We start from the raw sequence: 13,801 nt of genomic DNA on the forward strand, positions 1-13,801 counted from the left end.
CCGCGTCCGGTGACGCGGGGCGGCCTCCGTGCCGTCCGGGGGCGGGTCAGCCCGTCGGCGCCGAGTCGGGCTCGAAGCGGATGACGACGGCCTTGGAGGTGGGGGTGTTGCTGATGTCCGCGGTGGAGTCGAGCGGGACCAGGACGTTGGTCTCCGGGTAGTAGGCCGCCGCGCCGCCGCGGGCGACGGGGTAGTGGACGACCCGGAAGTGCGGGGCGCGGCGTTCGGTGCCGTCCGTCCACTCGCTGACCAGGTCGACGTACCGGCCCTCGGCGAGGTCGAGTTCGGCGGCGTCGGCGGGGTTGACCAGGACCACCCGGCGGCCGCCCTTGATGCCGCGGTACCGGTCGTCCAGGCCGTAGACGGTGGTGTTGTACTGGTCGTGGGAGCGCAGGGTCTGCAGCAGCAGGCGGCCCGGCGGGACCTCGGGGGCGGTCAGCGGGTTGACCGTGAAGTTGGCCTTGCCGGTCGCGGTGGGGAAGGTGCGGGTGTCGCGCGGGCCGTGCGGGAGGGTGAAGCCGCCGGGGCGGCGGACCTTCTCGTTGAAGTCCTCGAAGCCCGGCACCACCCGGGCGATCCGGGCGCGCAGGGTGTCGTAGTCGGTCGCGAAGTCCTCCCACGGCACGGTGTCCCGCGGCCCGAGGACGGTACGGGCCAGGCGGCAGACGATCGCCGTCTCGGAGAGCAGGCCGGGTGCGGGCGGGCGCAGTCCGCCGCGGGAGGAGTGGACCTGGCCCATCGAGTCCTCGACGCTGACGAACTGGGCGCCGGCGCCGGTGACGTCCCGGTCGGTGCGCCCGAGGGTGGGCAGGATCAGGGCGCGGGCGCCGGTGACCACGTGCGAGCGGTTGAGCTTGGTGGAGACGTGGACGGTCAGCCGGCAGCGCCGCATCGCCGCCTCGGTGACCTCGGTGTCCGGGGTGGCCGCGACGAAGTTGCCGCCCATCGCGAAGAACACCTTGACCCGGCCGTCCCGCATCGCGCGGATGGTGTCCACCGAGTCGAGGCCGTGCTCGCGCGGCGGCTCGAAGCCGAACTCGTTCTCCAGCGCGTCGAGGAAGGCCTTGCTGGGGCGTTCGAAGATGCCCATGGTGCGGTCGCCCTGGACGTTGCTGTGCCCGCGCACCGGGCAGACCCCGGCGCCGGGGCGGCCGATGTTGCCGCGCAGCAGCAGGAAGTTGACCACCTCGCGGATGGTCGGCACGGCGTGCTTGTGCTGGGTGAGGCCCATCGCCCAGCAGACGATGATCTTCTTCGAGGCCAGCACCAGCCGGCCCAGCTCCTCGATCTGCTCCCAGGGCAGGCCGGTCGCGGCGAGCACCTCGTCGCGCTCGGTCTTCAGCGCCTGCGCCTCGAACTCCTCGTAGCCGTGGCAGTGTTCGGCGACGAAGGCGCGGTCGACGCCGTCCTGCTCCAGCACGATCCGGTTGAGCGCGCGGAACAGCGCGAGGTCCCCACCGAGGCGGATCTGCAGGAACAGGTCGGTGAGCTTGGTGCCGTGGCCGACCAGGCCGCGCGCGTGCTGGGGGTTCTTGAACCGCTCCAGGCCCGCCTCCGGCAGCGGGTTGACGCTGACGACGGTGGCGCCGGCCCGCTTGGCGCGCTCCAGGGCGGAGAGCATCCGGGGGTGGTTGGTGCCCGGGTTCTGGCCGGCCACGATGATCAGGTCGGCCTGGTAGAGGTCCTTGAGGCTGACGCTGCCCTTGCCGACGCCGAGCGTCTCGGTCAGCGCCGAACCGGACGACTCGTGGCACATGTTGGAGCAGTCCGGCAGGTTGTTGGTGCCGAGCCGGCGGGCGAACAGCTGGTACGCGAACGCGGCCTCGTTGCTGGTGCGGCCGGAGGTGTAGAAGGCGGCGCCGTCCGGGGTGTCCAGGGCGCGCAGCTCCTCGGCGATCAGCGCGAAGGCGTCGTCCCAGGAGACCGGGGTGTAGTGGGTGGCGCCCTCGTCCAGCAGCATCGGCTGGGTGAGCCGGCCCTGCTGGCCCAGCCAGTAGCCGGAGCGCTCGGCCAGGTCGGCGACCGGATGGGCGGCGAAGAACTCGGCCCGGATCCGGCGCTCGGTGGCCTCCTCGGCGACGGCCTTGGCGCCGTTCTCGCAGAACTCGGCGGTGTGGGTCCTGTCCGGCTCGGGCCAGGCGCAGCCGGGGCAGTCGAAGCCGTTCGGCTGGTTGACCTTGAGCAGGGTGGCGACGGTGCGGCGGACGCCCATCTGCTCGGCGGCCATCCGCAGGCTGTGGCCGACGGCGGGCAGGCCGGCGGCCGCGTGCTGGGGCGCGGACACCTCGGGGGCGTCCTGCACCGGGTCGCTCTGCGGGGCCTGCTTGGCCATGACTGCGCTCCTCGGGGCTGTGCTGGTGCGAGCCGGCGCACCGTTGCGGGGGCTCTCCGCCCATCCTTCCACCTGGCCCGTGGCAGGGGGAGGGCCGTCGGTAGAGTCTGGGCGTCACAACGGGAGGGGAGGGGCGCCGTGCGAGTCGGGGACGTTCTGGACGGCCGGTACGAGCTGCGGGAGAAGCTGGGCCAGGGCGGCTTCGGGGTGGTGTGGCGGGCCCAGGACACCCGGATGCGGCGGCCGGTGGCGGTCAAGGTGATCGGTCACCACGGCGGCGACCAGGCGAAGGCCGCGCTGCGGTTCGTCCGGGAGGCCTGCGCGGCCGGCAACCTCTCGCACCCGCACATCGTCACCGTGCATGACCTCGGGCAGAGCGAACTCGCCGACCGGCAGGTCACCTTCCTGGTGATGGAGCTGCTCACCGGCCGCACCCTGACCGAGGTGCTGCGGACGGGCCTGCCCGAGCCCGCGCTCAGCCTGCGCTGGGGGCGGGAGATCTGCGGGGCCCTGGCGGCGGCCCACGACGCGGGCATGGTGCACCGGGACATCAAGCCGGACAACGTGATGATCACCGACGCCGGGCACCTGAAGGTGCTGGACTTCGGGATCGCCCAGCTGGACACCGGCGCCGGCGGACTGACCACCACCGGGACGATCGTCGGCAGCCCCGCGTACATGGCGCCCGAGCGCTGGACCGGCGGCCGGGTGGACGGGCGGGCCGACCTCTACGCGCTGGGCTGCGTGCTGGTCGAACTCTTCACCGGGGCAAGGCCGTTCAGCGGGGGCTCGACGCCGGTGCTGATGTACCAGCACCTCAACGAGCCGCCCCCCGCGCTGGACCCGGCGCAGTTCGGGCTGCCGCCGCAGGTGGCCGGGCTGGTCGCGGAGCTGCTGGCCAAGGACCCGCAGCAGCGGCCGGCCGACGCCCGTACGGTCGAGCGGCGGCTCGCCGAGCTGGCCGGGTGGCCGGGCAGCGGGGCGGGGGGCGCGGTGCCGACGGTGGTGGACCGGGGGGCGGCCGTGCCGCCGGCTCCTTCGACCGTCCCGTCGGCGGCTCCCTCGGATTCCGTCGGGTCCGTTCCGGTGGGGCCGGTGGTGCCTCCGCCGCTGCCGCTGCCGCCGTCCGCCCCGTCCGCCCCGTCCACTCCGTCCACCCCGCCCGCCCTGCCCACGCCGCCCGCCGCGCCGGCGAGGCCCGCGATGCCTCCGGCGCCGCCCGCCGTGCCGCCCGCCGTTCCCGGGGCACCGTCCGTGCTGCCCCCGCTGACGACCCCGCCGGTGGTGGCCCCCGCGCCGGTCGACGACGCCGTCCGGGCCGGGCTGCGCGAGCGCCGGTCGGCCGCGTACCGGGCGGCGACGGCCGGGGAGTCGGCGATGCTGCTGCAGACGATCGCCCAGGAGAGCGTCACCGCGCTCGGTGCCGCCGACCGGGACACCCTGGGCGCCTGGCGGGACTTCACCTGGTACCTCAGCCGCGCCGGGGACCTGGACGGTGCGATCCGGCTGCTGTCCAGCGTGGTCGGCGACATGCACGCGGCGCTCGGTCCGGCCGACCCGGACACCCTGGGCGCCCGCTACCACCTGGCCTGGTGCATCGGCGAGAGCGGCTCCTCGGTCACCGCTGTCCGGCTGCTGCACGCACTGCTGCCGGACCTCACCGCGGCCTGGGGCCCGCAGGACAGCCGGGTGCTGAAGGCCCGGCACGACCTCGCCGTCCACCTGGCCAACCGGGGCGACCTGCACGGCGCGACGGCGCACCTGCACGCGCTGCTGCCCGAGCTCGCCCGCTCGCTGGGCGAGCACCACCCGAGCACCGTCCAGGCCTGGCAGGACCTGGCCGGCTACCAGCAGCGCCTCGCCCAGGCCGGCCGCAAGGGCGGCACCCACCGCCGCCGGACGCCGAGGATGAGCCCGGTCGAGGCGCTGGTGCTGGTCCGGCGGCTGCGGGTGTGGGACTTCGCCACCGACCAGGAGGCCGCCGCCTGCGTGGCCGCGCTGGAGCGGGGCGTCGGCCTCAAGGGCGTCGCCGACCTGGTCTTCGAGGCGCCGGACCACGTCTCGGACGAGGACCTGGTGGAGGAGGTCTTCGGCCCCTGACCGCCCGGGGCGAGCCGCTCCGGTCGGCCCCGGCGCGGTTCACCCCACCAGCGCCGCCGTCGGGAGCGCCGCCAGGGCCCGCAGCAGCGCCCGGGCGGCGGCGTCGTTCTGCCGGAACCCCGGTGAGTCGGTGCGCGGGCGGGCGAAGGCGGTCGCCGCCCGCAGGCTGGTGTGCGGGCCGAGCGCGGTGCGGCGGGGGTGCGGGGCGCCGCCCAGGGCGGGGTCGATCAGTCGGCTGTCGGCCGGGTCGATGGTGACCAGGCCGGAGCGGTGGGTGTGCTCCCGGTCGCTGACCACCTCCTCCACCACCCGTCCGGCGCGGTGGAGTTCGCCCAGGACCGGGTCGAGGGTGCGGGCCAACGCGTGCTTGGGCAGGTAGGCCTCGACCAGCGCGGTGGCGGTGACGGTGTGGCCGGGCACGGTGGCGCCGGAGGCCCGCCAGGTGCCGGTGGGCTCGTCCCGTTCGACCCGTACGCCCGCACCGAGGAAGCGCACCACGCCGGCCTCGGAGAGCGCGACCAGCTGGCGCAGCCGGAAGCCGGGCGGGCCGGAGGCGAGGAAGCCGAAGTAGCCGAAGAACCAGCCGTCCACCTCCTCGGCGACCGAGCGGGCGGTGAGCCGGCCGGCCGCCAGCAGCCGGGGGAGCTGGCCGAACAGCGAGAGCAGGGCGAGGAAGGCGCCGAGGTCGGCGCTGTGGGCCGGGTCGGCGCGGCGGTCGGCGTCGGCGGTGACGTACCCGCGCAGCCGGGCCTGGAGTTCCTCGGTGGAGCCGAGTTCGAGGCCGGCCAGCGGGTGGTCGAGCCGTTCGAAGTCGATCCGGTCGGCCGGGTCGGGGACGGCCTCGGCGACCAGCGCGGCGAGTTCGGGGGAGTACCAGTCGTACCGGTCGTAGCGGGCCAGGAACTCCGGCCAGGGCAGGGCGGTGCGCTCCGGGTGGGCGTGGAACAGCTCGTGGTAGTGCCCGAAGCCGATCTCCTTGGCCATCGACGGCCAGACGTCGCGGCGCAGTTCGAGCGGCCGGCCGGTGGCGAGCAGGGCGTCCACGACGGTCGCGTCGAAGTACCGGGGCAGCGGGGCGGGCGGCCCCTGGAGCCGGTAGTCGGTCTTGGAGTGGTACGGGACGCCGCGCCGGGAGCCCAGGTGCAGCACCGGTTCGCGGCCGGACGGCAGGTAGCGCAGGGCGGGCCCGTCGCCGGTGGGGACGAAGCGGCCGCCGCGCCCCTCGGTGAGCATCGCGACCAGGTCGACGGAGGCCAGGCCGAGGCCGCGCAGCACCACCTGTTCGCCGGGGGCGATCCGGGCCAGCTCTGCCTCGACGTCGGCGGAGTAGGCGGGCGGGAGGTGGAAGCGGCCGTGCCGGGCGGCGAAGGCGGTGTCGGCGGCGTACCGGGGGTGCGGGGCGGAGTCGAGGTGGCCGAGGGTGAGGGCGACGTGGTCGGCGGTGAGCGTGCCGTCGTCGAGGTGGACGGTCTGCGGTCCGTCGGCCGGTCCGTCGATCCGCCGTACGGTGCCGCGGTGGACGGTGGCCGTGACGTGGGCCGGCAGGTCGGCGACGGCTCGGCGGAACACCCAGTCCAGGTAGGCGCTCTGGGCCCGCCGGGTGGGGAAGTCGGTGGCCGTCAGGGCGGCCAGTTCGGCCCGGACGGCCGGGTCGGCGACCTCCCGGTAGGGCGCGAACTCCCGCTGCCGCAGGGCCCATTCGGCCAGTGAGGGGCCGGGCCGGACCGGCCCCTCGATGGTGGCGCGCTCGTCGGTGAACATGGTGACGTCCTCGGCCATCGAGTTCATCCGCAGCAGCGGGGACTGCTCGTGGCGCCAGATCCGGCCCGCGCCGGGCGGGTACGGGTCGACCAGGTGGATCTCCAACGGCCGGTCGGCGGGCAGCAGTTCGGCGGTGTTGGCGGCGATCCGCTCCAGCAGCCCGGTGCCGCGCGGCCCGGCGCCGACGATGACCAGGGACGTCATGCCCGGACCGCCTTCCCGAGGGCCACGCGGGCGCGCTGCAGCGGGGTGGGCGGCAGGCCGTCCCGGGTGGCGCCCCGGGCGAAGTGGCGTTCCAGGTAGTACTGGCCGACGGACAGCACGGTGGTGACCACCAGGTACCAGAGGGTGGCGACCATCAGCATCGGGATGACCCGGTAGGACTGCAGGTAGACCAGCTGCACCGAGTAGAGCAGGTCGGAGACGGCCAGCACGCTGACGATGCTGGTGCCCTTGAGCGCGCCGATCAGCATGTTCCCGGCGGTCGGCACGATCGAGCGCATCGCCTGCGGCACCACGATCCGGCGCAGCACCCGCCACCGGCCCAGCCCGAGCGCGGCCGCGGCCTCCCACTGGCCGCGGTCGACGGAGAGGATGCCGCCGCGGATCACCTCGGCGGCGTACGCGGTCTCCAGCAGGGTGAGGCCGATGACGGCGGTCAGGGTGGGGCCGATCAGGTTGACGGTCTTCACCGTGACGAACTCGGGGCCGAACGGGATGCCCAGGCCGAGGGTCGGGTAGAGCGCGCCGATGTTGAAGAAGAACAGCAGCTGCACCAGTGGCGGGGTGGAGCGGAAGATCCAGATGTAGGCCCAACCGATGCTTCGCAGTACGGGGTTGGTGGACAGCCGCATGGTGGCCAGGACGGTGCCGAACACGAAGCCGAGGGCGAGGGTGACGGCGGTCAGCCACAGGGTGAGGGCCAGGCCGTCGAGCACGGACCGGGCGGTGAACCACTCGGCTACCACGCTCCACTGAAAGGCCCGGTTGCGGATCACCGAGTCGACCGCCATCGCGGCCAGCAGGAGGGCGACGGCGGCGGCGATCCACTGTCCGGGCTTGCGGCGGGCGACGATCCGGGCCTCGGGGGCCGGGGGCGGTGGTGGGCTCCCGGCGAGGGCCGGGGCGGGGGTGGGCAGGACGTCCTGCGGGGTGGCCATGGCGGCGGCTCCTGGGCGGAGTGCGGGCGGGGAGAGGTACGGGGGTGATCACGTACGGGCCCTCGGGAGCCGGCCCGCGTCCCTCAACACGGCCGGCGCAGCGCACTGCACTCCGCTTCGATCGTACGCATGCGCGATCGACGGCTGTCAAGGGTGATAGGGCTGCGACCGGACCGCGACCGGGCCGCGACCGGGCCGCGACCGGGCCGCGACCGGGCCGCGACCGGGCCTCGACCGGACGGCGATCGGGCTGCGATCCGGCTCGCTTCGGGGCCGCCCGCAACACGCCGGAAACGCGACAGGAGATCGCAACAGTGCGGCAATGATGGATGGTTGACGTACCGCTCGGCCGACTGCTCAACTTGAGGCCATGTACGCCGAGCAGCCCCTGGTCACCCGCGACCACATCGACTTCGGTCGGGTGTGGTCCGCGGCGTGTCGCGGCTGACCCGGCAGCGGGCCGCCCGTCCGGCTCTGATCCCTTCGGGGAGTCCTCCCTCGGTGTGCCCCGTCGCGGGCCGGGATCCGTCGTCCGTTAGTTGAGCTGACGAATCGTCAGGCACACGCTGCCGCCTCGCACTTCACCGCCCTCGCACTGCCCTCGCACCGCGCTCCGGCCGTTCCCTCCCTCCTCGTGCCCCCGCACCCTTCGCACCCGTTTGCCCCGCCACGGCTCCACCGCTCCACCGCCCCTTTGCCCGACGGCCGCGCCCTGCCACGGCCACCTCCGGCCTGCCCGCCCGCAGCCCACCGGACCAGACCCACCCCGAAAGGTTCCGCCATGCCCGTCGAATTCCTCGGCATCGCCGCCACCGGCGACGGTTCGGAGACCAGTCCGCGCACCACCGCCTCCTTCGACCGCGACTACACCCTGCGGCTGGCCCGGGCGCACGAGGACCACGGCTGGGACCGGGTGCTCTTCGCGTACGGCTCCGGCTCCCCGGAGCCCGCCGCCGCGGCGGCCTTCCTCGCCTCGCACCTCGACCAGCTGCAGATCCTGCTCGCCCACCGGCCGAACGTCTCCTACCCGACCTTCGCCGCCAAGACCTTCGCCACCCTCGACCGGATCAGCGACGGCCGGCTGACCGTCCACTTCATCACCGGCGGCACCGACCACGAGCAGCAGCGCGAGGGCGACTTCCTCACCAAGGACCAGCGCTACGAGCGCACCCGCGAGTACATCGGCATCGTCAAGAAGGCGTGGACCAGCCGGGAGCCCTTCGACCACGAGGGCCCCCACTACCGCTTCAACGACTTCGTCTCCGACGTCTTCCCGGTGCAGCAGCCGCGCCCGGCGGTCTCCTTCGGCGGCTCCTCGGACGCCGCCTACGCGGCCGGCGGCGCGGAGGCCGACATCTACTGCCTGTGGGGCGAGCCGCTGGCCCGCACCGCCGAGCAGATCGAGCGGGTGAAGGAGGCCGCGCGGACCGCCGGCCGGACGGACCCGCCGCGGATCCAGGTGGCCTTCCGGCCGATCATCGCGCCGACCGAGGAACTGGCCTGGGAGAAGGCGCACCGCACGGTGGCCGCCATCCGGGCCCGCCGGGAGAGCGGCGAGCTCGCGCCGAGGCGCCGTCCGGTGACCGCCCAGCCGGAGGCTGCGACACCTGAGAACACCGGCTCCCAGCGGCTGATCGAGATCGCCGAAGCCGGCGAGCGCTACGACCGCGCACTGTGGACCCCGACCGCCGCGGCCACCGGCGGGGCGGGCAACTCCAACGCGCTGGTCGGCACCCCGGAGACGGTCGCCGAGGCGCTGCTGGACTACTACGACCTCGGCGTGGACATCCTCTCCGCCCGCGGCTACCACCTGCTGGACGACGCGATCGACTTCGGCCGGTACGTCATCCCGATCGTCCGCGAGGAGGTCGCCAAGCGGGACGCCGCCAAGCGGGACGCCGCCAAGGCCGAGGCCGCGGCGCGCGCCGAACGCGACCGGCACCAGCTGATCGCGGTGCGGGCGTGAGCGGTGCGGTCGTGAGCCAGGTGCCCCCCGACGTGCCCTGCGAGGAGTTCCGCAAGGTCACCCTGGACGACCCGCTGGTCGAACCGCTGCTGCGCGAACTCACCCACGAGTACGTCACCCGCTACGGCCCCGGCGCCCACCAGGAGATGGCCCGCTATCCGGCCGACGCCTTCGCCGAGCCGCACGGCGCGCTGTTGCTCCTGCTGGCGGGCGGCGAACCGGTGGCCGGCGGCGCGTACATGCGCCATGACGAGCGGACCGCCGAGGTCAAGCGGATGTGGACGCACTCCGCGCACCGCCGCCGCGGCCTGGCCCGCCGGGTGCTGGCCGAGCTGGAGCGCACGGCCGCGGCCGCCGGCTACCACCGGATGTACCTCACCACCGGCCCGCGCCAGCCCGAGGCCAAGGCCCTGTACCTGGCGGCCGGCTACACCCCGCTGTTCGACGTCACCGCCGACGGGCAGCAGGGGCGGCCCGTTCCCACCGGCCCGCTCCCGTTCGAGAAGCCCCTGCCGGCTCTGCTCCCGACCCACTGAAAGGCCCCCCGTGAGAACCACCACCGTCCGCCGCCGCCTCCTCGCGGCCACCGCCCTGCTGCCGGTCCTGGCGCTGGCCGCGTGCGGCTCGGACCCGAAGATCGTGGGCGGGGCCGGGGCGGGCGGGCCGGCCGCCGCCACCGAGGACGTCGTCTCCGGCCTGGCCAGGTCGGAGGCCGCCGCCGCGCTGCTGCCCGAGGAGGTGCGCAAGTCCGGTGTGGTGAAGTTCGGTTCGTCCGTCGGCGCCCCGCCCAGCGCCTTCTACGCCGACCAGGCGAGCAAGAAACCGGTCGGGGTCGACGTGGACTTCACCGACGCCGTCGCCAAGCTGCTCGGCCTGACGGTGCAGCGCCAGGAGGCCGCCTTCGAGACCATCCTGCCCGCCCTGGACAGCGGCAAGTTCGACGTCGGCACCGGGAACTTCGGGGTCACCGCCGCGCGGCTGAAGACCGTCGACTTCGTCACCTACATCGACGACGGCCAGGGCTTCGCGGTGAAGAAGGACAACACGGCCGTCCAGCCGGTCACCGACCTGACCCAGCTCTGCGGGCTGACCATCGGCACCGGCGCCGGCACCACCTTCGAGACCACGCTCAACAGCAAGAGGGGCGTGTGCGCCGACGCCGGGAGGAAGCCGTACGAGGTCAAGGCGTTCAGCGAGGGCGGCGCCCTGCTCACCGGCCTCCAGCAGGGCCGGGTCGACGTCGAGATGTCCACCATCAACGGGCTGCGCCACCAGGCCGCGCAGGAGGCCGCCGGGGTGCGCTTCCTCAACGAGTTCCACCGGCTGGACGTCGGCTTCGCCTTCAAGAAGGGCTCCCCGTTCGCCCCGGCGTTCCAGGCGGCCGTCAATCAGCTGATCAAGGACGGGACGTACGAGCGGATCCTCCGCAAGTGGGGGCTCACCGACTCGGCGATCCAGGAGTCGCAGCTCAGCCCGCCCGAACACCCGTGACGCCAGGGCCCGTTGAAGGAGTCCCCAGATGACCCCCGTGACCGTCGACACCCCAGCACCGCCGTCCCCGCCCGGACCGGCGACCGGACCCGCGACCGGCCCCGGCCTGGACGCCGCCGGACTGGACGGCCTGCGGACCGTCCCCGCCCGGCACCCGTGGCGCTGGGCGGCCGGGATCGCCGCCCTCGTCGTACTGGCCCAGTTCCTGCACGGCCTGGCCACCAACCCCGCCTGGGACTGGGCCACCTTCCGGCGGTACTTCACCGCCGACACCATCCTCCAGGCGATCGGCCGCACCCTCGAACTCACCGCCTACGGCACCGCGCTGGGCTTCCTGCTCGGCGCCGTGGTGGCGGGGATGCGGCTGTCCCGCAGCGCGGTGCTGCGGACCATCGCCTGGGCGTACGTCTGGGTGTTCCGCTCGATCCCGCTGATCGTCCAGCTGGTGTTCTGGTTCAACCTCTCCTACCTCTACAAGCGGTTCGGCTTCGGCATCCCGTTCGGCCCGACCTTCGGCGAGTTCGAGACGGTCGGCGTGCTCGGCGCGCTCGGCGCCGCCGTGCTCGGCCTCGGGCTGCACCAGGCCGCGTTCGCCGCCGAGATCATCCGCGGCGGCATCATCGCGGTGGACGCCGGACAGCGCGAGGCCGCCGCCGCGCTCGGCATCCCGCGCCGGCGGCAGGCCTGGCGGATCGTGCTGCCGCAGGCCATGCGGGGCATCCTGCCGGCCGCCGCCAACGAGGTGATCTCGCTGCTCAAGGGCACCTCGGTGGTCTATGTGATGGCCATCGGCGAGCTGTTCTACCAGGCCCAGGTGATCTACGGCCGGACCGGCCGGGTGGTGCCGCTGCTGATGGTCGCCACCGTCTGGTACGTGGTGCTGACCACGGTGCTGTCGATCGGCCAGTACTACGTCGAGCGCTACTTCTCCCGCGGCACCCGGCGCACCCCGCCGCCCACCCCGCCGCAGCGCCTGCGGACCTTCCTGCGGAGCCTGCCCGCCCGTACCAGTGCCCGTGCCGCCGTCCGTACCGCCGTCCGTACCGTCGTCCGTACCCCTGGAGGGACCCCGTGACCGCGCCGACCACGACCGCGCCGACCACGACCGCGCCGACCACGACCGCGCCGACCACGACCGCGCCGACCGAGGCCGCGCCGACCGAGGCCGCCCCGATGGTGCAGGTCCGCGGCCTGCACAAGAGCTTCGGCCGGCTGGAGGTGCTGCGCGGGGTCGACCTGGACGTCCCGGCCGGCTCGGTCACCGTGGTGCTCGGCCCGTCCGGCTCCGGCAAGTCCACCCTGCTGCGGGCGATCAACCACCTGGAGAAACTCGACCGCGGCCACGTCGCCATCGACGGCGAGCTGATCGGCTACCGGCGCTCAGGCGACCGGCTGTACGAGCTCAAGGAGCGCGAGGTGCTGCGCCAGCGCACCGGCATCGGCTTCGTGTTCCAGAACTTCAACCTCTTCCCGCACCTGACCGTGCTGGAGAACCTGGTCGAGGCGCCGGTCGCCGCGCTGGGCCGGTCCCGGGCCGGGGCGAGGGCGGTGGCGCTGGCCCTGCTGGAGCGGGTCGGGCTCGCCGACAAGGCCGCCACGTACCCCCGGCAGCTGTCCGGCGGCCAGCAGCAGCGGGTGGCGATCGCCCGGGCGCTGGCGCTGGAGCCCAAGGTGCTGCTGTTCGACGAGCCCACCTCGGCGCTCGACCCCGAGCTGGTCGGTGAGGTGCTGGACGTCATCAAGGACCTCGCCCGCAGCGGCACCACGATGGTCGTGGTCACCCACGAGATCGGCTTCGCCCGCGAGGTCGCCGACACCGTGGTCTTCATGGACGGCGGTGTGGTGGTCGAGCAGGGCCCGCCCGCCGAGGTCCTGGACCGCCCGCGGCACGAGCGCACCCGGGCCTTCCTGGCCAAGGTCCTGTAGTCGCCCTTCCCTCGGCGATCCCCCCAACCCGCCTTCACCGAGCAGGAGTTCCGCCATGTCCCTACCCCGTCGCGCCCTCGTGGCCGCCGCCGGCCCGCTCGCCGCCGCCCTCCTGCTGGCCGGCTGCGGCAGCGGCGCGACCGGCGCCTCGGCGGACCTCGCCGGAGCCAAGGGCAGCACCGCGCCCGACGGCACGGTGGTGAACCTCTCGCCCCGGCAGAACCGGGTCGGCACGCCCAAGGTCGACGCGATCGCGGCGCTGGTGCCGGAGGAGATCCGGAAGAGGGGCACCCTGAAGGTCGTCGCCTCCATCGGTACCACCCCGCCGCTGGACTTCTACGCCGACGACGACAGGACCGTCATCGGCGTCGAGCCGGACATCGCCTCGCTGATCGGCGACGTGCTCGGCCTCAAGGTCGAGTTCAACCCGGTCTCCTGGGAGAACATCTTCGTCGGCCTGGACAGCGGCAAGTACGACGCGGGCCTGTCCAACATCACCGTCACCGAGGAGCGCAAGGAGAAGTACGACTTCGCCACCTACCGGCTGGACGTCCTCGGCTTCGAGACCAGGAAGGGCAGCGGGATCAAGGTCGGCGGTGCCAAGGACCTGGCCGGCCGGTCCGTCGGCGTCGCCACCGGCACCAACCAGGAGAAGCTGCTGATCTCCTGGAGCGAGGAGAACGTCCGCAACGGCCTCAAGCCGATCGACATCAAGTACTTCTCCGGCACCGAGTACTACCTGGCGCTCTCCTCCGGCCGGATCGACGTCTACACCGGCCCCAACCCCAGCCTGGCCTTCCACGCCGTGCAGACCGGCCGGACCGAGGTGGTCGGCACCTACTCGGGCGGCGGCGCCGACGTCCTCGGCAAGATCGCGGCGACCACCCGCAAGGACAACGGGCTGGTCAAGGCGCTCAACGGCGCGATCGACGAGACGATCAGGAACGGCACGTACGGGCAGGTGCTCAAGCGCTGGGGCCTGGAGAACGAGGCGGTGCGGACCTCCGAGATCAACCCGGTCGGCCTGCCCAAGCCCAAGCCCTGACACCGGGGCCGGCTTCGTTC

At 73.8% G+C, this 13,801-nt stretch carries 10 protein-coding genes; 7 read left to right on the forward strand and 3 right to left on the reverse strand.

All coding sequences use genetic code 11. The features are described 5' to 3' along the window. Window positions 1-46: 46 nt before the first annotated feature. A complete protein-coding gene (locus tag ACFWIS_RS03240) occupies window positions 47-2,332 on the reverse strand; it encodes an FdhF/YdeP family oxidoreductase (RefSeq protein WP_380452845.1) in 2,286 nt (761 codons plus the stop codon). Between the two features lie 138 nt (window positions 2,333-2,470). Here ACFWIS_RS03240 and ACFWIS_RS03245 point away from each other — a divergent pair, with 138 nt between their 5' ends. Continuing rightward, window positions 2,471-4,432: a protein kinase gene (locus ACFWIS_RS03245; protein ID WP_380452847.1), complete on the forward strand. Its 1,962-nt coding sequence runs from the start codon at window positions 2,471-2,473 to the stop codon at window positions 4,430-4,432. A gap of 39 nt (window positions 4,433-4,471) precedes the next feature. Here the strand turns inward: ACFWIS_RS03245 and ACFWIS_RS03250 are convergent, their stop codons facing one another. Together ACFWIS_RS03250 and ACFWIS_RS03255 are read right to left on the reverse strand one after the other, a co-directional pair. Further along, a complete protein-coding gene (locus ACFWIS_RS03250; RefSeq protein ID WP_380452849.1) occupies window positions 4,472-6,397 on the reverse strand; it encodes an FAD/NAD(P)-binding protein in 1,926 nt (641 codons plus the stop codon). Next, on the reverse strand, window positions 6,394-7,353 hold the full coding sequence (locus ACFWIS_RS03255) for an amino acid ABC transporter permease (protein WP_380452851.1): 960 nt from the start codon (window positions 7,351-7,353) through the stop codon (window positions 6,394-6,396). The genes ACFWIS_RS03250 and ACFWIS_RS03255 overlap by 4 nt, the downstream gene beginning before the upstream one ends. A 781-nt stretch (window positions 7,354-8,134) precedes the next feature. Between ACFWIS_RS03255 and ACFWIS_RS03260 the strand changes: the two genes are divergently transcribed. The 6 genes from ACFWIS_RS03260 to ACFWIS_RS03285 all read left to right on the forward strand — a co-directional run bounded on the left by ACFWIS_RS03260 (window position 8,135) and on the right by ACFWIS_RS03285 (window position 13,781). Then, complete coding sequence (locus ACFWIS_RS03260) at window positions 8,135-9,319, forward strand: LLM class flavin-dependent oxidoreductase (protein ID WP_380452853.1); 1,185 nt, start codon at window positions 8,135-8,137, stop codon at window positions 9,317-9,319. 11 nt (window positions 9,320-9,330) lie between these two features. Further along, window positions 9,331-9,855, forward strand: a complete 525-nt coding sequence (locus ACFWIS_RS03265) for a GNAT family N-acetyltransferase (protein WP_380452855.1) — start codon at window positions 9,331-9,333, stop codon at window positions 9,853-9,855. A gap of 10 nt (window positions 9,856-9,865) precedes the next feature. Continuing rightward, window positions 9,866-10,810, forward strand: coding sequence for an ABC transporter substrate-binding protein (locus tag ACFWIS_RS03270; RefSeq protein ID WP_380452857.1), 945 nt, complete (start codon window positions 9,866-9,868; stop codon window positions 10,808-10,810). Between the two features lie 28 nt (window positions 10,811-10,838). Then, entirely contained in the window at window positions 10,839-11,885 is a 1,047-nt protein-coding gene (locus tag ACFWIS_RS03275; protein ID WP_380452859.1) for an amino acid ABC transporter permease, read from the forward strand. Between the two features lie 98 nt (window positions 11,886-11,983). Further along, window positions 11,984-12,736 carry an amino acid ABC transporter ATP-binding protein gene (locus ACFWIS_RS03280; RefSeq protein ID WP_380452983.1) on the forward strand — a complete coding sequence of 251 codons (753 nt, stop codon included), beginning with the start codon at window positions 11,984-11,986 and terminating at the stop codon, window positions 12,734-12,736. A 55-nt stretch (window positions 12,737-12,791) separates the two neighbouring features. Further along, window positions 12,792-13,781 carry an ABC transporter substrate-binding protein gene (locus ACFWIS_RS03285; RefSeq protein WP_380452861.1) on the forward strand — a complete coding sequence of 330 codons (990 nt, stop codon included), beginning with the start codon at window positions 12,792-12,794 and terminating at the stop codon, window positions 13,779-13,781. Window positions 13,782-13,801: the final 20 nt, after the last annotated feature.

Source organism: Kitasatospora sp. NPDC127060 (assembly GCF_042724935.1).
In the GTDB taxonomy this organism is placed as follows: domain Bacteria; phylum Actinomycetota; class Actinomycetes; order Streptomycetales; family Streptomycetaceae; genus Kitasatospora.

Excerpts from the sequence above, each read along its gene's own strand:
- ACFWIS_RS03240 (WP_380452845.1), bottom strand. The coding sequence starts at position 2,332 with ATGGCCAAGCAGGCCCCGCAGAGCGACCCGGTGCAGGACGCCCCCGAG.
- ACFWIS_RS03250 (WP_380452849.1), bottom strand. The coding sequence starts at position 6,397 with ATGACGTCCCTGGTCATCGTCGGCGCCGGGCCGCGCGGCACCGGGCTG.
- ACFWIS_RS03255 (WP_380452851.1), bottom strand. The coding sequence starts at position 7,353 with ATGGCCACCCCGCAGGACGTCCTGCCCACCCCCGCCCCGGCCCTCGCC.
- ACFWIS_RS03260 (WP_380452853.1), top strand. The coding sequence starts at position 8,135 with ATGCCCGTCGAATTCCTCGGCATCGCCGCCACCGGCGACGGTTCGGAG.
- ACFWIS_RS03275 (WP_380452859.1), top strand. The coding sequence starts at position 10,839 with ATGACCCCCGTGACCGTCGACACCCCAGCACCGCCGTCCCCGCCCGGA.
- ACFWIS_RS03280 (WP_380452983.1), top strand. The coding sequence starts at position 11,984 with ATGGTGCAGGTCCGCGGCCTGCACAAGAGCTTCGGCCGGCTGGAGGTG.
- ACFWIS_RS03285 (WP_380452861.1), top strand. The coding sequence starts at position 12,792 with ATGTCCCTACCCCGTCGCGCCCTCGTGGCCGCCGCCGGCCCGCTCGCC.